This window comes from Exiguobacterium sp. s127, assembly GCF_018618695.1.
GTDB lineage: Bacteria > Bacillota > Bacilli > Exiguobacteriales > Exiguobacteriaceae > Exiguobacterium_A > Exiguobacterium_A oxidotolerans.
The window spans coordinates 1-18,302 of the sequence record NZ_JACSMO010000008.1 but is presented as its reverse complement, the minus strand read 5'-3'; the positions used below and the strand labels follow the sequence as shown (position 1 = coordinate 18,302).

General features: G+C 48.3%; 17 protein-coding genes. 10 read left to right on the top strand and 7 right to left on the bottom strand.

The window, feature by feature from the left end:
- Nucleotides 1-334 precede the first annotated feature (334 nt).
- The 6 genes from KNP98_RS10980 (at nt 335) to KNP98_RS10955 (ending at nt 8,677) form a co-directional block, all read left to right on the top strand.
- A complete protein-coding gene (locus KNP98_RS10980; RefSeq protein ID WP_214767720.1) occupies nt 335-2,470 on the top strand; it encodes a (Fe-S)-binding protein in 2,136 nt (711 codons plus the stop codon).
- Nucleotides 2,471-2,610: 140 nt separating this feature from the next.
- A complete protein-coding gene (locus tag KNP98_RS10975; protein WP_088836120.1) occupies nt 2,611-3,009 on the top strand; it encodes a MerR family transcriptional regulator in 399 nt (132 codons plus the stop codon).
- A 36-nt stretch (nt 3,010-3,045) separates the two neighbouring features.
- Nucleotides 3,046-4,359: a hemolysin family protein gene (locus KNP98_RS10970; protein ID WP_088836121.1), complete on the top strand. Its 1,314-nt coding sequence runs from the start codon at nt 3,046-3,048 to the stop codon at nt 4,357-4,359.
- A 490-nt stretch (nt 4,360-4,849) separates the two neighbouring features.
- Nucleotides 4,850-6,544 (top strand): LytS/YhcK type 5TM receptor domain-containing protein, encoded by a 1,695-nt coding sequence (locus KNP98_RS10965; protein WP_214767722.1) that lies wholly within the window; start codon nt 4,850-4,852, stop codon nt 6,542-6,544.
- Nucleotides 6,545-6,723: 179 nt separating this feature from the next.
- Complete coding sequence (locus KNP98_RS10960; protein ID WP_214802846.1) at nt 6,724-7,752, top strand: aldose epimerase family protein; 1,029 nt, start codon at nt 6,724-6,726, stop codon at nt 7,750-7,752.
- 70 nt (nt 7,753-7,822) lie between these two features.
- Entirely contained in the window at nt 7,823-8,677 is an 855-nt protein-coding gene (locus KNP98_RS10955) for a DegV family protein (RefSeq protein ID WP_088836124.1), read from the top strand.
- Nucleotides 8,678-8,736: 59 nt separating this feature from the next.
- On the opposite strand, the gene crcB (KNP98_RS10950) is transcribed toward KNP98_RS10955, so the two are convergent.
- Together crcB (KNP98_RS10950) and crcB (KNP98_RS10945) are read right to left on the bottom strand one after the other, a co-directional pair.
- Nucleotides 8,737-9,096, bottom strand: a complete 360-nt coding sequence (gene crcB, locus KNP98_RS10950; RefSeq protein ID WP_214811429.1) for a fluoride efflux transporter CrcB — start codon at nt 9,094-9,096, stop codon at nt 8,737-8,739.
- Nucleotides 9,093-9,497, bottom strand: coding sequence for a fluoride efflux transporter CrcB (gene crcB, locus KNP98_RS10945; RefSeq protein WP_214811427.1), 405 nt, complete (start codon nt 9,495-9,497; stop codon nt 9,093-9,095). Before crcB (KNP98_RS10945) ends, crcB (KNP98_RS10950) begins: the two co-directional genes overlap by 4 nt.
- 145 nt (nt 9,498-9,642) lie before the next feature.
- On the opposite strand from crcB (KNP98_RS10945), the gene KNP98_RS10940 reads away from it, so the two are divergent.
- Both KNP98_RS10940 and KNP98_RS10935 read left to right on the top strand, forming a co-directional pair.
- On the top strand, nt 9,643-11,118 hold the full coding sequence (locus KNP98_RS10940) for a methyl-accepting chemotaxis protein (protein ID WP_088836127.1): 1,476 nt from the start codon (nt 9,643-9,645) through the stop codon (nt 11,116-11,118).
- A 104-nt stretch (nt 11,119-11,222) separates the two neighbouring features.
- Entirely contained in the window at nt 11,223-12,152 is a 930-nt protein-coding gene (locus KNP98_RS10935; RefSeq protein ID WP_088836128.1) for an NADP-dependent oxidoreductase, read from the top strand.
- A gap of 153 nt (nt 12,153-12,305) precedes the next feature.
- On the opposite strand, the gene KNP98_RS10930 is transcribed toward KNP98_RS10935, so the two are convergent.
- Nucleotides 12,306-13,079: a nucleotidyltransferase domain-containing protein gene (locus tag KNP98_RS10930; RefSeq protein WP_214767724.1), complete on the bottom strand. Its 774-nt coding sequence runs from the start codon at nt 13,077-13,079 to the stop codon at nt 12,306-12,308.
- A gap of 172 nt (nt 13,080-13,251) precedes the next feature.
- Complete coding sequence (locus tag KNP98_RS10925; RefSeq protein WP_214811425.1) at nt 13,252-13,608, bottom strand: winged helix-turn-helix transcriptional regulator; 357 nt, start codon at nt 13,606-13,608, stop codon at nt 13,252-13,254.
- Between the two features lie 121 nt (nt 13,609-13,729).
- Between KNP98_RS10925 and KNP98_RS10920 the strand changes: the two genes are divergently transcribed.
- Complete coding sequence (locus KNP98_RS10920; RefSeq protein WP_088836131.1) at nt 13,730-14,581, top strand: VOC family protein; 852 nt, start codon at nt 13,730-13,732, stop codon at nt 14,579-14,581.
- A gap of 359 nt (nt 14,582-14,940) precedes the next feature.
- Here the strand turns inward: KNP98_RS10920 and KNP98_RS10915 are convergent, their stop codons facing one another.
- Together KNP98_RS10915 and KNP98_RS10910 are read right to left on the bottom strand one after the other, a co-directional pair.
- Nucleotides 14,941-15,735, bottom strand: coding sequence for an NUDIX domain-containing protein (locus KNP98_RS10915; protein ID WP_214802856.1), 795 nt, complete (start codon nt 15,733-15,735; stop codon nt 14,941-14,943).
- A gap of 144 nt (nt 15,736-15,879) precedes the next feature.
- Nucleotides 15,880-17,091 carry a dicarboxylate/amino acid:cation symporter gene (locus tag KNP98_RS10910; protein ID WP_088836133.1) on the bottom strand — a complete coding sequence of 404 codons (1,212 nt, stop codon included), beginning with the start codon at nt 17,089-17,091 and terminating at the stop codon, nt 15,880-15,882.
- 302 nt (nt 17,092-17,393) lie between these two features.
- Between KNP98_RS10910 and KNP98_RS10905 the strand changes: the two genes are divergently transcribed.
- Nucleotides 17,394-17,978: a DedA family protein gene (locus KNP98_RS10905; RefSeq protein WP_088836134.1), complete on the top strand. Its 585-nt coding sequence runs from the start codon at nt 17,394-17,396 to the stop codon at nt 17,976-17,978.
- 231 nt (nt 17,979-18,209) lie between these two features.
- Here KNP98_RS10905 and KNP98_RS16255 read toward each other — a convergent pair.
- A partial coding sequence (locus KNP98_RS16255; RefSeq protein ID WP_214770648.1) for an LPXTG cell wall anchor domain-containing protein occupies nt 18,210-18,302 on the bottom strand: 93 nt, incomplete at its 5' end.

The window sequence follows — 18,302 nt, the reverse complement described above, 5'->3', positions numbered from 1 at the left end:
GCGATTCATCTCCCACACGCTGGGCTTCGCCCCGAGACGCTTAGAGGTGGGAGAATTCTCGCTAAATTTAGTTAAAATCACCGCGGAAAAACTCCGGGAAAAACCCAAAAAAGAACGTCGTCCATGAGAAACCGGCTTTTACTTCTTTTACTAAACCATTCGGATGTTGCAAAATCCCTTTCATAATCAAATACCTCCTATTTGAACTGAAATTTTAATAGAAAAGTCAATGTTTAACCGTAACCAAAAATATCAAAATAATGAATGAATAGTCATTCATTATATGCTATACTCATCTCAATACAACTGCTTTAGGGGGAAAGGGGCTTGTTTCATGGGGACATTTTTACTGATTAACTGGATTGCCTTCCTGCTCATCGTCGGGTATGCAGGTTATCTATTCGTGACGCTCGTCAAGAGCCGTTACGAAGCGATTCGTCGGGGGAAAAAGGCGGAATGGGATATAACGAATAAAGAACGGTTCAATTCGGTACTCGTGAACGTCTTTGGACAAAAGAAATTACTTAAGGATAAAAAGAGTGGGACGATTCACGTCATGATGTTCTACGGCTTCTTACTTGTCCAGTTCGGAGCGATTGATTTCATCTGGAAGGGACTCGCAGTCGGACAACGTTTTCCACACATTCCACTCGGTCCACTTTATCCAATCTTTACGTTCTTCCAGGAAATCGTCATGCTCGTCATCTTGGTTGCGGTCGTTTGGGGATTCTACCGTCGCTATGTCGAGAAACTGGTGCGCTTAAAACGAAACTTTATGGCAGGACTCGCCTTAATCTTTATCGGTGGATTGATGGTCGCAGTTTTATTCGGCAACGGATTTTTCCTCGTCTATGAAAATCATTCGACACTCGGTGAACCCGTTGCGTCTGCTATCGCCTTCTTGTTCAGCTGGGTACCGGAACAAGTCGCATTCGGACTGTTCGTCTTCTTCTGGTGGGCCCATTTACTGTTCTTACTCAGCTTCATGGTCTACATCCCGCAAGGCAAACATGCCCACTTAATCGCCGGTACGGCCAATGTCTGGCTCGGTCGGACGTCAAAAGTCGGCCGCCTTGCACCGATCGACTTGTCTGTCATGGAAGAAGCGGAAGATGACGATGCCGAATTTAGTTTCGGGGTCAATAAAATTGAAGACTTCAACCAAAAACAATTGGTCGATCTGTATGCCTGCGTCGAATGCGGACGCTGTACGAATATGTGCCCGGCGAGCGGAACAGGGAAGATGCTGTCGCCGATGGACTTAATCGTCAAGCTGCGGGATCACCTCAACATGAAGACGGCAGCGATCACACAAAAATCACCGTGGGCACCTGCCTTTGCCTTTGACGGATCACAAGGGAATCAGATTGCGTCCCTTGCTGCAACCGGTCAAATGGACATCGTACCCGATTCGTTGATTGGCAATGTCATCACGGAAGAAGAAATCTGGGCATGTACGACATGCCGTAACTGTGAAGATCAATGCCCGGTCATGAATGAACATGTCGACAAGATCATCGACTTACGTCGCCATCTCGTCATGATGGAAGGAAAAATGGATCCGGAGATACAACGGACGATGGCAAACATCGAACGTCAAGGAAATCCATGGGGGATGAACCGGAAAGAACGTGAAAACTGGCGCAAAACGCGCAAAGAACTCGTTGTTCCAACGGCGAAAGAAAAGAAAAAAGCTGGTGAAGAATTCGAGTACCTCTTCTGGGTCGGTGCGATGGGCTCGTATGACAGCCGCAGTCAAAAAATCGCGATGGCATTCGCCCGCATTCTGAACGAAGCAAACATCTCGTTCGCGATTCTCGGAAATGATGAAAAGAACTCGGGTGACACGCCACGCCGGATCGGGAACGAAGTTTTGTTCCAAGAACTTGCGGAAGCGAACATCAAGTCGTTTGAAAAATATGGTGTCAAAAAAATCGTCACAATTGATCCGCACGCCTACAACACGTTCAAAAACGAATATCCGGACTTCGGACTCAGTCCGGACGTCGAAGTCTATCACCATACGGAGTTACTGGCGCGCTTGATTGACGACAAACGGATCACGCCGATGCATGAAGTCAAAGAACGTGTCGTCTATCATGACTCGTGTTACCTCGGACGGTACAACGACATCTACGACGCTCCCCGTTACATTCTTGAAAAAATTCCAGGAATCACGCTCGTCGAGACGGAGCGGAACCGGGAAAAAGGGATGTGCTGTGGTGCAGGCGGCGGGATGATGTGGCAAGAAGAAAAAGTCGGAGCCCGTGTCAACGTCGCTCGGACGGAACAGCTGTTGACGGTGCAACCATCTGTCATCGGTTCTGCTTGTCCATACTGTCTGACGATGCTCAGCGATGGAACGAAAGCAAAAGAAGTCGATGAATCCGTCGCAACATACGACGTCGTCGAATTGCTCGAACGTTCAATCGTCGGGACACCGATGAAAGAATCAATCGCTACGGTATGAGTAATGACCACTTGCGCGTCTTCGTCACGGAAGACCGGCGAGTGGTCTTTTTTTGTGAATACATGTTTCAAAGCAAGCACAACGTTGTACTGTACGGTTTTGACATGCTATGATAAAAATACAAATTGCTGTGAAAGGGGGTGAGAATCTTTGGGAAGGCGCTACTTAAAATCGGTCAGGTCGCGGAGACCACCGGCTTATCAAAACGGACGATTGACTATTACACGTCGCTCGGTCTCTTAACGTCAGAACGAACGGCGGCAGGTTACCGGTTGTATCCGGAAGATGTCGTCCATCAAGTCCAAAAGATTGAATATTTAAAGACACAGCGGCTTTCCTTACAAGAGATTCTTGCTTCATTTACGGAACGGGAAGAAAAAACGGGAGATGTCATTTATCAAGAAGTACAGCAGCTTCAAGATACGGTCAAAGGGTTAGAGCGACGTCTGCTCGAATCGACAGAGTTCGAAAAACAAGAGATTCGTCTTGAGTTATCGCGTCGCCTCACCTTGATTGCATCGTTGATCGCCCAGCTGTAAAACTAATAACTGGAGGTGACCCCTTTTTAGGGGATTTTGGATACTATACTTTTCATCAATTTATTTTTAGTGGTGTTGTTGATTGTGTTAACAGCGTTTTTCGTCGGGTCAGAGTTTGCGGTCGTTAAGGTTCGGATGTCGCGTCTCGACCAAATGATTCAAGAAGGCAATAAGAGTGCGATTCTTGCTAAAAAAATCGCCGGTGATCTCGATTATTACTTGTCTGCCTGTCAGCTTGGGATCACGGTGACAGCACTTGGACTCGGGGCGCTCGGAGAGCCGACCGTCGAAAAGATTCTCCATCCTGTCTTTGACGAATTCGGCGTCTCGGCTGCCGTCTCGACACTCTTATCGTTCGGAATCGCCTTCATTTCCGTGACATTTTTACACGTCGTCATCGGGGAGCTTGCGCCAAAAACGCTTGCCATCCAGTATGCGGAAAAAATGACTTTGATTTTCGCACGTCCCTTGTTCATTTTCGGAAAAATCATGTACCCGTTCATTTGGTTACTCAATGGATCGGCACGTCTGTTCCTTGGACTTTTCGGTGTGAAACCTGCTGGACACGAACAAGCCCACTCAGAAGATGAGTTGAAAATCATCATGGCACAGAGCTTCCAAAGTGGTGAAATCAACCAAACGGAACTTGCCTTGATGCAAAATGTTTTTGCTTTTGACGAGCACGTCGTCAAAGATTTGATGGTCCCGCGGATGCGGATGGCGACGATCTCAGAGCGTCTCTCAAAAGCGGAGCTGATGGAAATTTTCATGGACAATCCGTTTACCCGTTACCCGGTAACGGAAGAAAATGATAAAGACCGTATTCTTGGCTATATCAACGTCAAAGAAGTCTTGACAGATTTCGCGAACGGACATGAATATCCGGTCACACATTACTTGAAGGATTTACCGGTCGTCTCAGAATCGACGTCGCTTCAGGATACGTTACGAAAAATGAAAGAAACCCGTTCACATATCGTCCTCGTCGTAGACGAATATGGCGGTACGGCGGGAATCGTCTCGATGGAAGATTTACTTGAAGAAATCGTCGGTGAAATCCGTGACGAATTTGATACGGATGAAGTCGAAGAAATTCAAGAGTTGCCGAACAACGAATATCTCGTCGCAGGAACGGTCTTACTAGAAGATTTGGAAGAACGTTTCGGTCTGCGGTTTACGAACGATGAAGATGTCGATACGATCGGTGGCTGGATTCAGATGCACAACATCGATCTGCAGCCAGGCGAACATATCGATACAGAGACGTTCTCTGTCGAAGTGATGGAAATGGAGAACTATCAAATCAATCAAATCAAACTGTGGTTGCACCCGCTCGAAAAAGCAGAATAAGAACAACATGCAAAATCCTCTTGAGCCAATCAAGGGGATTTTAGCGTGTAGACAACGTGATATCGGAAGATAAAAGTGTCTTTTTTCGTTGCTTTCCTCGGGCGAGGCGCAAGCCGTTGCTCCTTGGTCCTCACGGCCAACGAGCAGGGTCTTGCCTGCCTCTGAAAGTGCGTTAAAAACGCACTTTTTCCCGTAGGAGTCAACGAAACGTGACGCTTTTTAGGTAACATCGTGACGGAAAGCCGGGCATGCAGATGGTTTAGAGCGCAATCCGTCTCGATATCACATTTTTGCGTTTCATAAGAGTTTGTCTACAGTCTAAAATCCTCTTGAGATCACCAAGGGGATTTTTTTGTTGCTGCGGGAATCAATTTTTCAGAAATCATATCAGTGTGTGAATAACGGATCGGGAAGTAGGGAAATCGTCGTGTCGGCTTGAATACTACTAAAAAGAGAATTCATCGTGTCGTTCACTAGAGGGAGGAACCTTGTGTTAGACTTAATCCCGTTTTTACTCAGCCGGCTTGGTATGCTGGCGTTGCTAGCATTTTTATTGTCGCAGTGGCGAACGTCACGGCACGTCTTTAAAACATCGACGAGTCGCTCGCGTCGACTCGCCTTGCTCAGCATATTCGTCGTCTCGGGTATTTTGATGAACTATGCCGGAGTTGTCGTCTCCTCGAATCAAACGATTGATCCGTTGCTTGGACTTGCAGTGACCGATGATCAATTATTGATTGATACGCGTCTAACGATTATCGTCACGAGTGGACTGCTCGGTGGTCCCTTCGTCGGTGGACTGACGGGTCTCCTTGTTGGGTTTCATCGTTTTTTGCTCGGTTCGATGGGAGCAGAGACAGGATGGTTCATCGCCGTCGCTGCCGGTACTCTCAGTGGTCTCTACAGTCGTCGCTGGCGCTTGAAAGATAAATATACATTATTACAACCGATTGCTCTCGTCATGAGTATGGTTATCCTTGATTTAGGATTGGCCATCTTGCTCGCAGATGATCCGTCGGAACTCATCGTGATTGCGAGTCAGGCGGTCTTCCCGATGCTGTTTGCAAACACGATCGGGATTATCGTCTTCATCGTCATCTTACGGACGCAACTCCGATTCGAAAAGGAATTGTTTGTTCGCGAAAGTGCCCGTTCCTCTCGATTGTTGGCTGTCATCCGTCCACTTCGAAAAGAAGGCATGACAGCAGACGTCGCCTGTCAGATTGGCACGACCATTTTGGAAGAAACTAAAATTGACCGTGTCGTCTTACTTGGACCTGCAAAAGTGCTCGTCGATATTGAAGCGGGGGAAACACCTGTGTACGGCGGCAGATTTCAACCGAATGTACAACGTTGGATTGAAGAAGCGGTTCCGTTACAAGTCGAAGACCGGACGACAAACCAAATTCTATCGTTTCATCCCTTACAGATGGATGGAGACAAGGCCGGTATCGTATGTTATTTTCCGAGTCATTTGTTTGATGACACGATTGAACAGACGACGGAACAACTCGTTCAGCTGTTTGCGCGTGAGCTCGTGACGTATCGAGAAGAGCAACTCGAAAAACGCTCGCTCCCTAAAATGAAACCGTTCCTCCATCCGAATTATTTACGGGGAATCGTGGACGAAATCCATCAGACGGCTGATCCGGGGACGCCGGTCAAACAACAGCTAGGCTCTTTGCTCCAACTATTGACGGCAGCACGCTGGGTCGAAGATCATCCACTTCGTGACGAAATCACGACTTTAAAAGCCTATCTCGCTCTCGAAGGGACAAGGCGACGTCAAAATCAGTTGACCCATGCGGATATCACGATTGATTTAGATGTCGAGACGGCGATTGAGGAGACGCTCATCATGCCATTCCTGTTAACGAAGTTAGTCGACAATGCGTTACGGCATGCATTTTCGAAAGTCGGTCGTCGTTCACAAATTAACGTACGTGCTTTTCGTCAGGAGAACGATCTTGTCTTAGAAGTCAGCGATAACGGCGTCGGAATCGGACCAGATGTGAAACGACGGCTCGAAGAAGATGCTTTGACGGAGACGAGCACGTTGTTTTTACTACGACGGACGCTCGATATCAAGTATGGAGAAGCCGCGACGTGTACGATTCACTCTCGTCTCAACCAAGGAACGCGTGTCGTGCTAACCTTGCCGCTACCAGTAGTTGAGGAAGGTTGACTCAGAACTCAATATGACTGCATCAGCAGGAATCGTCTTGAAGTGAAAATCGGATTCGACAGGTGTCGAGTCCGGTTTTTTTAGGCGGGGAAGCGTTTCAACAAGAGGATTGTTTTTTTTTAGGAGAAGGTGGGTAAAAATGAAAGCAGGCAACGATAAGATATAGGAGGAAGAAGCGGATGATTACAAAAAAAGAAGTCGGACGATCCGGCGAACGACCGATCATCGCTTTTACATTGATGAATCGATTGGGACACAGTGTCGACCTGTTGAACCTCGGCGGTAAAATCACGGCGATTCGTGTACCTGATAAGCAGGGGAAGATTGAGAATGTCGTTCTCGCATTTGACGAGCTCGACCAATACTTAGATGATCCCCATCATTTAGGTGCGACGATTGGTCGTGTCGGGGGACGAATCGCCAATGGGGCATTCGCGCTCGAAGGGATGAACTACCTACTCGAACAAAACGAAGGAGATCATCATTTACATGGAGGGAGTGTCAACTGGTCGAATCGCTTTTTTGATCATGAGATTGAAGGCGATTTGCTTCACTTGTCACTTGTCAGTCCGGATGGAGAGAATGGATATCCGGGACAGCTCGATGTGCGATTGACGGTCGAGTGGACGGATGAGGATGCATTGACGTTGACGTATGATGCGACGACGACGGCTTCAACACCGTTTAGTCCGACGAACCATACGTATTTCAATTTAACAGGAGACGCGAAGACGACAGTGGAGCAACACCGCTTGCGGATGGATGCGCCATTCTATGTTCCGCTCGATCAAGACGCGTTACCGACGGGTGAAATTTTATCCGTTCATGAGACCGTTTTTGATTTTCGGACAGCGCGGCCGTTATACGAAGTGACGCATGCCCCTGACGAAGCGCTCCGTCAGGTCGGAAGCGGAGTCGATCATCCCTTCCTTCTGAAAGAGGGGGGCGAAATCGTCCTCGAAGAACCGGTCAGTGGTCGGGCGTTACGTGTCGTGACAGAACAACCGGGTGTCGTTGTCTATACGGGCAACCATTTAGGGGGAGACTTTACGATTGCCGGTCGTCGCGCGACGCCTTACCTTGGCATCTGTTTTGAGACACAAGGACTGCCGGACGCCATCAATCAACCTGATTTCCCATCCGTCGTCTTACGCGCGGGCGATCGATATCAAAAGCGGACGACCTTTCAATTTAGCCGAATACAGTGATGTTTCTCGCGAATATTAAGTTCGTATGTGGTAGGATAAAGCGAGAAGAATCTAACGGAGGCATAAGAAAATGACTAAAATAGCATGGGTGACCGATAGTATGGCCTATTTCAAAAAGGAAGAGGCAGACGCAATCGGCGTCAATGTCGTACCGATTCAAATCTTGCTCGGGGATACTGCCTACAACGAAGACACGATCACTGTCGAGCGTTTGTTCCGCGCACTTGATGCGGACAAGAAGTTGGTCGCAAAGACATCACAACCAATCTTCGGCGAGTTCGTCGGTACGTATGAACGCCTAAAAGAAGAAGGATATGATTGTGCGATTGCTGTGCACTGTACGAATGGATTATCAAGTACGGTCCAAAGTTCTGCATCAGCTGCAGAAGCGGCAAGTTTCCCAGTCCATATCATCGATTCGCATACTGCGTTTGAAAACCAACAAGAGTTCATTCGTTACGGGATGGATCTTGAAGCACAAGGAAAGACTGTCGAAGAGATTACAGCAGCTTTGACGAACTTATCGAAACGGACGCATTTTTATATGATCGTCGGGAACATGGAGACGATGCGCCGCGGTGGGCGGGTTTCGTCAGGAGATTTATTCCTCGCGAACTTACTCAACATCAAGCCAATCATCACGACGGACGAAGCGGGGAAAATCGTTCCGTTCAAAAAGGCACGTTCACTTAAAAAAGCATATATCGAAATGATTAAACAAATCGAAAATGCGATGCGTCAGAAGACATTCTATAAGAACCGGATTTATGTCGCGACGACGCTTGCGCCAGACATGGCAGCCGATCTGCGGAGCAGTGTCGCAGCGAAGTTTCCGGAATTGACGATTCTTGAAGGGACGTTCGGTCCAGCGATTGGAACACATGCCGGAGCAGAAACAGTCGGCCTTTTCTGGTTGAATGATTAAATGAAAAAAATAAAGCAGGTCTGTCCTTCTCCGCTCAGCGGACGAGGCAGACCTGCTTTTTAGTTTATTGCGAGTGCACAGACGATACCAAGAAAAGCTGCACTGATGCCAAGGACATAACTTGTCCCGAGGTAAAGAGCGAGTGTCCGTATATTTTCATGTTGGAGCAGTTGGAGCGTCTCGAGCTTAAAGGTCGAAAAGGTCGTAAACGAACCGAGAAATCCCGTCCCGAGAAACAACGTCCACGTCGAATCGAGATGAAGACCGATGACGAGACCGAGTAAAAAAGAACCGCTGACATTACCGATGAATGTCGCGAGCGGGAAGTCGCGTGTCCAAAACGTCTTCGCCCATTGGCTGAGTGCAAAACGACTGATGGCACCGAAAAAAGCACCGATTCCGAGTGCGAGCAGCGTCATGTGTTGTCCCTCCTTGCCGCGAACTGCCGGAGACGGCGCGTCCCGAGCGCGTAACCGAGGTACGAACAAAATAATCCGCCGAATAGACTAAGGAGGACATAAAGTGCGGCGAAGCCATATAGACCGGTCCGCAGTAACGTGACCGCTTCGACGCTAAACGTCGAGAATGTCGTGAACGAGCCGATGAAGCCTGTTCCGAGCGCCGTCATCGCATACTGATGGAGTAAGTTCGTCCGAAATAAAAAATGTGTGGCATATCCTAAAATGAAGCAACCGAGCAAATTAATCGCGAGCGTCGCAATCGGAAACGTTCCTGTCGCCAGTTGACCGATTGCTAAACTAAGACCGTACCGTGCCGAGGCACCGAGTACACCGGCGAGGCCGACTAAAACATACAGCATTGTCACCCATCCTCTACCTATAGCATATTTTCAACATACGCTGTTCAGAATCAAGGCGTCAAGTGGGTAAAATAGGCAAATCACTAAAACTCTCACGCATTGAAACCGATAGATGAGTATACGAATGAGAGAAGGAGTTTTGCAGATGGTGTCACCGCTCGAACAGCTCAGTACTAAAATATTGTCCCGCCTCATCCCAACGTTAATTACAGTCGCCCATCCGTTGATTTTCATTTTTGCCCAGATGGATTATGTCTCGATGCGAGCTTTTTATCAATTTTTGATCGGTGGTATCATCTTGACGATAGCATTACTGGCCGGGAATCAATTTTTCGGGCAGCACCCGATTGGGAAGTACATTCAAATCACATTGACCTATTTGGTCCTGGCGCTCGTCCTCGTCACTTTGCCGACGCAGAGCATTTGGACGATTGCCTATCTGTATCTCGTCATGTCGATTGTCTACTTGATTCCCCGGATTGTCGTGATGGCGGGAGTACTCGGTCTGCTCGAACTTGTCATGTTTACAAGCATCGGAACGGTTGAGTTTACGAATCTGTTCGACTTGATCGTTGCGCTTGTCATTTACTTGATGATTTTTGCAGCAGCCGTCTTTGTTGCTGTGTTCGGTCGCAATGTCATGACGGAAGTTCAGCGTCAACAGGAAAAAGCGGAAACGTATGCAGAAGTCTCTCGGACGACGCTTGCCCAATCCGCGGCAACAGCGATAGACGTGACGACGTTCACGGAAGATATGAGTGAAACAGTCGATACGGCAAAAGCCTCATTCGAAAAAATCGATGACGCGATGAAGATGCTTGCGGCAAACTCAGCGAAAAATGCGACATCCGTCCGTCAAATTCGGCAAATGAATGAGAGTAACGTCCAATCGATTGCTGACGTCACACTAGCCGTCGATCGCGCTCTCGAGCGGAGTTCTTCTTCAAAACTCACGGCCGAGAACAGTCAAGAGACAATCAGTGAAGCGGGCGAGTCACTCCAACAATTGACGGTCAGCATGGGTGAGTCCGTGACATCATTCGGTCAGCTCGCAGGACGATTCCAAGAAATCGTGACGATCACGTCGAGCATCAACGCAATCGCGACGCAGACGAATTTGCTGAGCTTAAATGCTTCAATCGAAGCTGCACGGGCAGGGGAATTCGGAAAAGGGTTCACCGTCGTCGCACAGGAAATTCGCAACCTGTCGTCACAAACGGCAGAGGCATCAAAAGAAATCAATCAAATCATCGAACGGGTTGAACGTGACGTGACGAATACGGGAAGTGCGATCAATGCGAGCACGACGTTACTCCGTGAGCAAGAGGAACGGATGCAGCGGAGTCAGCAAGCCTTGCAGACGATCGCATCAGACTCATCCGATTCGGTCCAAGCGATTAGTGGCGCCCGTCAGCAATTCGCAACGATTACGAGTAGTTTGACGGATATCACGCAGGCGACAGAACAGCTGGATGCCTTCATGGATTTGTTATTGACGAGCAGTGATCAATTATCAGGTCTGACCCGGTCGCAAGTCGAACAGATTCGTGACTTGCAGCACGCGATTCATGCGTTGAACGCAACGGCATCGACGCTCCGTGAAACGACAAAAGAAGGTTAATGAGTAAGCACATCGCCCTACACGCGGTGTGCTTTTTCGTTTGTGGAATAAGCAGAATGGGAAGATAGTAAAGGTGAATGAACAAATTAAAGGAGGACGATGAGATGAAAGCAGCGTATATCGAACAATATGGTGGGTCGGATGAGTTCAAAGTAGGAGAGATTGAGCAACCGACAATTGGTGCAGATGACGTATTGATTGAAGTTCATGCAGCGAGTGTCAATCCGGTTGACTGGAAACTGCGTGAAGGGTACTTAAAAGAGATGCTCAGTTACGACATGCCGCTCGTCATCGGCTGGGATGTATCGGGTGTCATCAAAGAAGTCGGAGCAAACGTGACCGATTTGAAGGTCGGAGATGAAGTCTTCAGCCGCCCGGATATTGCCCGTCAAGGCACATATGCCGAGTATGTTGCGGTCGATGCCCATCTCGTCGTCAAAAAGCCAGCCTCCCTGAGCTTCGAGGAGGCCGCATCATTGCCACTCGTCGCGCATACGGCATGGCAAGTCATGTTCGAAGTGATGGATGCGAAACCGGGTGACCGGATTTTCATCGGTGCCGGTTCAGGTGGCGTCGGGACGGTCGCAATCCAGCTCGCGAAAGCACACGGCTTGTATGTCGTCACATCAACGAGCACCCCGAACGTCGATTGGGTCAGTGAACTCGGAGCCGACGAAGTCATCGATTATAAACAACAAGATCCGGCAGAAACCGTGCGTGACCTTGATTTCGTTTTCGATACGATGGGGGGAGACGGACAGGGCAAACTATACAAAATGCTTAAAGAAAATGGAATGCTCGTCTCGATTTCAACGCCGCCGAACGAAGAGGAAGCAAAACAGGCGAAGGCACGCGTCGAATATGTCTTCATGCAGCCGACAGGCGAACGGATGAAAAAAATTGCGGAAGCCGTCGAAAAAGGTGAACTGAAACCCGTCGTCGACCGGATCTTTGATCTTGAGGATACGAAACAAGCCCATGATTACGGAGAAGAAGGGCATGCGAAAGGTAAAATTGTCATTAAAGTGAAATGACGCGGGAACGTCTTGACTCGAACTTTGAGTCAGGGCGTTTTCTAAACGTCACCTTACGTTAGGATAACCGGAACAGCAAACAAAACTCCCTTCAATATCCGAAGGGAGTTTTGTTTGTAGGTTAAGTAATATTCGACAAAAGCGACGACTTGTTCAACGGGAAACAGACGCTGAGCGGAGGAGACGGTCGAGTAACACGAGTGTCTCCGGTTGATTCTGTAATGTCATCTGCAAAAAAGAGCGTTCCTGCTCGAGTAACGCAATATAGCGGCGTCCTGCTTCTTGATACGTCGCCGGGACGAGGACGTCATAAACGGCCTCGAACGGGACACGCTGGTCGTCCGGTAAGTAATCTGAAATCGTCTTTAGTCCGAGCTGCGCCCGCTCCGGCAGATAGTGGTGCAACAGGACTTTTGCGAACTTCGTCAACGCACTGCGTAACATTTCGACCGCCCATAAGCCGTTGCCGCGCGCGGCGGCTTTTTGATACTGGAAGTAGAACCAGACGGCATCGATTGCCTCGTCTTCGAATTCCTGCTGCGACAGGGTCAGAGACGTTTCTTCGATAAACGGTGCTAACTGATTTTTTGGATCATACAGGACGCGGATGGCATCTTTTTGATTTAACGAAGTGGTCGTGACGGTAAATAGGTCGACATGTAACAAGTCATCATAGACCGCAATCATTTGTGGGGCGACGATGAAAATGTCATCGTGCCAAATGACGGGCCGGTACGCTTCAAGGTGCGCCAGACGACGAGGCAGGAACTCCGAAACAGTCCCTTCTGCGACGAGGCAGTAGAGGTCGAGGTCGGAATGAAAATCTTCCTCGCCGCGACCGAATGAGCCTTTCAAAAAAATCGCTTCAACGGTCGGATCCTGTTTGAGCCGATCTGTAAGTTGTTCGATGGCATATAGCTGGTGCATAAGTAAGTCACTCCTTCAAGCAGTCTATTTCTTCAGTATACGTGAAATAAGGGAGATTATTCCATTATCATTTTTACTGATTTCCTAAAGCGAGTGAGCAGAGAAAAATCAACAACACAAAAAGGGCCTGACTCAAAAGCCATCCCTTTAAATCATCAGCTGTTTCAAACCCTTAGCGTAAAGAAGCTGTATGTTGTTCTTGTTTTTTTTGTTCCATATGCACGGCATGCTGTTCGCCCCAATGGTTCATCACATTGAGGATTGGCATGAGTGTCCGCCCGTAATCCGTCAAGGAGTACTCGACGCGGGGTGGAACGACTTGGTAGATTTCACGGTGTACGATATCATTTAGCTCAAGTTCACGTAGTTGAGCCGTCAACATCTTTTGGGTGATGTTCGGTAGATGTCGTTTTAATTCACTGAAGCGGAGTGTCCCGTGAGTAATGAGCTCGAGCAAAATCGACGGTTTCCATTTTCCCGTCAAAATCTCGAGTGCAGTCTCGACGCGACAGATGGGTGTCTCTTGCATCATCGTTCCTCCTTCGTAGTATCTTTTTAGAAACTATACCACTTTTTTGTGCCTACTTCCGTTCACGTTGCTTCCGGGGGATAATGAACCTATGAAGTGAACGTACAGGAGGAATAACAATATGACAATCCATTCAGAGATTACGCTCGGACCGGTCAGCTTACGGATTACGGATTTAGACCAATCGATTTCATTTTACCGTGACCTGCTCGGACTAACGGTACTCGAACAGACAGGGAACACGGCGACGCTTGGTGCGAAAATGACACCACTCGTCGTGCTGGAGGAGCAGAAAGATGCACGACGTCTCGCACCCAATTCAGTCGCGGGACTGTATCATTTCGCGATTTTATTGCCAAGTCGAAAAGAACTTGGTTTCGTCATCCGCAACTTGATTTCAAATGACGTTGATCTTGGTCAAGGCGACCATCTCGTCAGTGAAGCGTTTTATCTATCCGATCCGGACGGGAACGGGATTGAGATTTATGCCGATCGTCCACGGGAGACATGGTCTTATGAGGCGAACGGGGACGTCAAGATGACGACAGACCCCGTCGATTGGCAAAGCATGCTCGTTGAGGCAGGCGAAGAAGACTGGTACGGAATGCCGGCAGATACGGTCATGGGTCATGTCCATTTCCATGTCAAATCACTCGAAGCCGGACGCGCCTTTTATGTCGACACGCTTGGTTTTGAAGTGGCGACCGATGCGTCACGGATGAAAGCCTTATTTGTTGCAGCGGGTGGTTATCATCACCACATCGGGATGAACCTGTGGGCAGGAGCGGACGCGCCAAAGGCACCGGGCGACGCCGTCGGACTGGATTATTGGACGCTCGTTTATCCAAGTGCATCCGTGTTAGAAAAAGCGGTTGCTGCGATCGATGCTTCGCTCTACCGAGTAGAGCGGACGGAAGACGCGGTGTACGTCACGGATGATGCCGGCATTACGGCACGACTGGTTACGAAATAATGAAAAATGAACCTTCTCATCACAGAGAGGGTCCATTTCAGGCTATAGACAAAGTGCCATCGGGAGATAAGCGTCTGTTTTCGTTGCTTTCCTCGGGCGAGGCGCAAGCCGTTGCTCCTTGATCCTCACGGACAACGAGCAGGGTCTTGCCTGCCTCTGAAAGTGCGTTAAGAACGCACTTTTTCCCGCAGGAGTCAACGAAACGTGACGCTTTTCAAGTAATATCGTGACAGAAATCTAGTCATGCAGACAGGGTAGCGCGAACGGATTGCTCCTCGATATCGCATGTACACGCTTCATAAGAATTTGTCTACACGCTTAAATGGACCTTCTCATTGGAGAGGGTCCATTTTTGTCAGTTAATTTTGTCCGGATAAAGCAGACGGGGCATTGCCATCGTAACGACTGACGAGTTCATACGGTCGGACGGTATAGAGGGCATGCGGCAGGTAAACGGGATTCATCGCATCGAGTGCGCGGATTTGGAAATGCTCACGTTTGATATAGGTGTCGACGTTCTCACGCGTGACAGGGAAGAAGCCGACGTCCGTCGTCTCGCCTTCTTGTGCTTGCAATTCACCGCTGACGTACGTCCCACGGAAGGCGACGCAGATGATGTGACTTGATATATTTTGATAGATGCCGGTAATGCCGTCGATCGTGACGTCAACACCGGTTTCTTCTTTGACTTCACGTTTGACGGCATCGAGAATCGATTCATTGTTTTCGACTTGTCCACCGGGTAGCTCATACGTGTCGCCACGATGGAGGTTGCGGACAAGCAAGACTTCACCAGCATCGTTCGTGATGTAGGCGGTGACGCTGACGATTGCACGGGGTGGTGTGTAGATACCTGTCGCCGTCATGAAATCTTCCGTCGATTTGATGTAGAGGTTTTTCCCGAGGCGGGCGCGTTTCTTCATCGCTTCCCGGCGTAAGGCGCTGTTACGGACATCACGGTCGACTTGCTCATAGTGCTCCCGATCGCGATATTCCCAAATGGCGATGACTTCATCTTCCGATTCCGTCACCCAGCGACCGACGAGACGGGCACCGTGACTGATTTGTAGGGGAAAGAGATAGGTGTGAAAGAACTCGGTAAATTCCTGTAGTCGTTCCGGGCGAATCGTATAGGTCTTCCGGCGATGTAACATGAAAATTCCTCCTCTATCATACAAGCAGATATACGTTCAGGTTCTTTATTACACTTCTCTTATCGTAAGCGGATTCCCTTCTTTTTCAAACGAATCGAGCACAACAAAAAAACGACTTCGCGGAGAGCGAAGCCGTTTTTGGGATTAAGCGATATCTCGTTCTTTTTTGTCATCAAGGATTGATGTATGGCGTTTGATGGCGTGGACCATTTTCGCGATCGCACCGTCCCCTGTGACGTTTGCTGCTGTACCGAAACTGTCTTGTGCGATATAGAGTGCAATCGCGAGGCTGACCATGGTCTGGTCAAAGCCGAGCATGGAGACGAACAAGCCGGTTGCGGCCATGACGGCACCACCGGGAACGCCTGGTGCTGCAATCATCGTCACACCGAGGGCGAGAATGAATGGGAAAATCGCACCGAACGTGACCGGCATGTTGTTCAAGTAAAGAATCGCGATGACGATTGACGTCAACGTGATCGTCGAACCCGCAAGGTGGATGGTCGCACAAAGCGGAACAACGAAGTTTGCGACTTCTTCATCGGTATCATTTGCTTTTGTCTGCCGTAGCGTGACAGGAATTGTCGCTGCGGAAGATTGTGTCCCGATGGCTGTGAAGTAGGCAGGCATCATTGTTTTCAAAAGACGGAACGGATTCTGTTTATTGGCGATACCGGCAATCGTATATTGTAATGTGATCATCACGAAGTGAAGAACGAGGATGACGACGAAAACGAGTGCGAACACAGAAAGAATTTCTGCGACTTGACCGGCATATGTCATATTCATGAAAATTCCTGCGATGTGAAACGGGAGTAATGGAATGATGACTTTGCCGATAATCAGTTCGATGATGCTACGGAAATCAATCGAGAGTTCAAGCAGACGTTCGCTTCTAGTTGCTGCGATTCCGATTCCGAAGACGAAGGCCATGACAAGAGCGGTCATGACGCCGAAGACAGGGGGAATTTCAACTTCCATGAAGCCTTTTAAGAGTGCTTCTTCCGGGTTCTCCATGTTTGCGAATGAACCACTGAGCATGCGCGGGAACAAGTTGACTGCTGTACCATATGCGAGTAAACCGGCGACGACTGTCGAGAGATAAGCGATGAGAGCTGTGATTCCGACAAGCTTTCCAGCGCCTTTTCCAAGTTCACCGATACCCGGAATGATGAAACCAAGGATGATTAAGGGTATAGCGAATGATAAGAACTGACCAAAAATCCCATTGAATGTGACGAAAGAACGGACGATCCAATCGAAGCGTTCGGTGACGAGGCTACCCACTATAATTCCAAATACGATGGCGATGACAATACGACCGAGCAGACCAATTTTAAACTTCAAACCAATCATCCTTTCTTAATAATGAAATTGTCTAACTGAATTGAAGCTATTTTCGCACATCTAAAATGGCATTACTACAGCGTTTTAATCATTCTGATTATTCGAAATATAGAAATCGGTTGCATGATTTTATGCAATAAACGCTTCAACGCTTTAGTACAGCCACTTTACAGTGCGTGTCTGCATCAACTTACGAAAAAATTAAAATGTAAAATAGTTTTCCGTTCAAAATACTTTGTGAACAAAGATTACTCAAAAACGTCAAAATCAGGCATACTCTCTGTATAGAGAAAAAAGGAAGTGATGAACTAATGGATATCATGGCACTCGTCCGCCTGGCCGGAGGAATCATGTTTACTCCGCTATCGGATGATGTATTGATGATGGGATATACAGCGTTACGAATCAAAGAAGGGGTACATCCGGTCCTCATATGGCTCGCTGCGTGGCCAATTTTTTTCATTTCCTTCGCGTGGTTTTATTTACTCGCTCGTTTCTTCCGTGAAATTCCACTCATCAAGAAATTCATGAAAGTAAAGTTTTTGACACGGGCAGAAGAGATTTTAGATCGTCGTGGTTTGTGGGCGATCGGGCTCTCGTTCTTTTTACCAGGGGTACGTCATCCCATCCATTATGTTGCAGGATTGCTTGCATACCCACTTCCACGATACCTCGGGATGACGTTTTTAGCCGCCGGTTTATATACGGGTCTTTGGACATTTGTCATCGTTCGGATTGGTCAAGCCGTGACATGGTCGGAGCTTTGGGAATGGATTATGACGAATCCGAGTATGATTTTTATTATCCTTGCCGTCATATTAATCATTGCGGGTGCCTCCATCGTACATGCGAGACGGCGACACCGCCTCGAGAAAGAAGAAGCAATCGCTGAGTGAACAAGAACATGGGGGAGCACTCTCCTAATAACTTAAAACACGATAGACAAAGTGCTATCGGGAGATCAAGCGTCTTTTTTCGTTGCTTTCCTCGAGCGAGACAGGGCAGCGCGAACGAATTGCATCTCGATATCGCATGTTCACTCTTCATAAGCGTTTGTCTAAACGCTGAAAGACACGTTCGCCGATGCGGAACGTGTCTTTCGTTTGAATAAAGTTGATTAAGTGAACTTACGCGTTTTGACGTTTGCGTGCCACGACGATTCCAGCTGCACCGAGTGCAAGACCGAAGAGTGCGAGTGCACCTGTTGTTGCGTTGTTGCT

Bases quoted from the DNA above. Each gene is read 5' to 3' on its own strand.
- KNP98_RS10980 (WP_214767720.1), top strand. From the start codon at position 335: ATGGGGACATTTTTACTGATTAACTGGATTGCCTTCCTGCTCATCGTC.
- KNP98_RS10960 (WP_214802846.1), top strand. From the start codon at position 6,724: ATGATTACAAAAAAAGAAGTCGGACGATCCGGCGAACGACCGATCATC.
- KNP98_RS10955 (WP_088836124.1), top strand. From the start codon at position 7,823: ATGACTAAAATAGCATGGGTGACCGATAGTATGGCCTATTTCAAAAAG.
- crcB (WP_214811429.1), bottom strand. From the start codon at position 9,096: ATGACGCTGCTCGCACTCGGAATCGGTGCTTTTTTCGGTGCCATCAGT.
- crcB (WP_214811427.1), bottom strand. From the start codon at position 9,497: ATGCTGTATGTTTTAGTCGGCCTCGCCGGTGTACTCGGTGCCTCGGCA.
- KNP98_RS10940 (WP_088836127.1), top strand. From the start codon at position 9,643: ATGGTGTCACCGCTCGAACAGCTCAGTACTAAAATATTGTCCCGCCTC.
- KNP98_RS10935 (WP_088836128.1), top strand. From the start codon at position 11,223: ATGAAAGCAGCGTATATCGAACAATATGGTGGGTCGGATGAGTTCAAA.
- KNP98_RS10930 (WP_214767724.1), bottom strand. From the start codon at position 13,079: ATGCACCAGCTATATGCCATCGAACAACTTACAGATCGGCTCAAACAG.
- KNP98_RS10925 (WP_214811425.1), bottom strand. From the start codon at position 13,608: ATGCAAGAGACACCCATCTGTCGCGTCGAGACTGCACTCGAGATTTTG.
- KNP98_RS10920 (WP_088836131.1), top strand. From the start codon at position 13,730: ATGACAATCCATTCAGAGATTACGCTCGGACCGGTCAGCTTACGGATT.
- KNP98_RS10915 (WP_214802856.1), bottom strand. From the start codon at position 15,735: ATGTTACATCGCCGGAAGACCTATACGATTCGCCCGGAACGACTACAG.
- KNP98_RS10910 (WP_088836133.1), bottom strand. From the start codon at position 17,091: ATGATTGGTTTGAAGTTTAAAATTGGTCTGCTCGGTCGTATTGTCATC.
- KNP98_RS10905 (WP_088836134.1), top strand. From the start codon at position 17,394: ATGGATATCATGGCACTCGTCCGCCTGGCCGGAGGAATCATGTTTACT.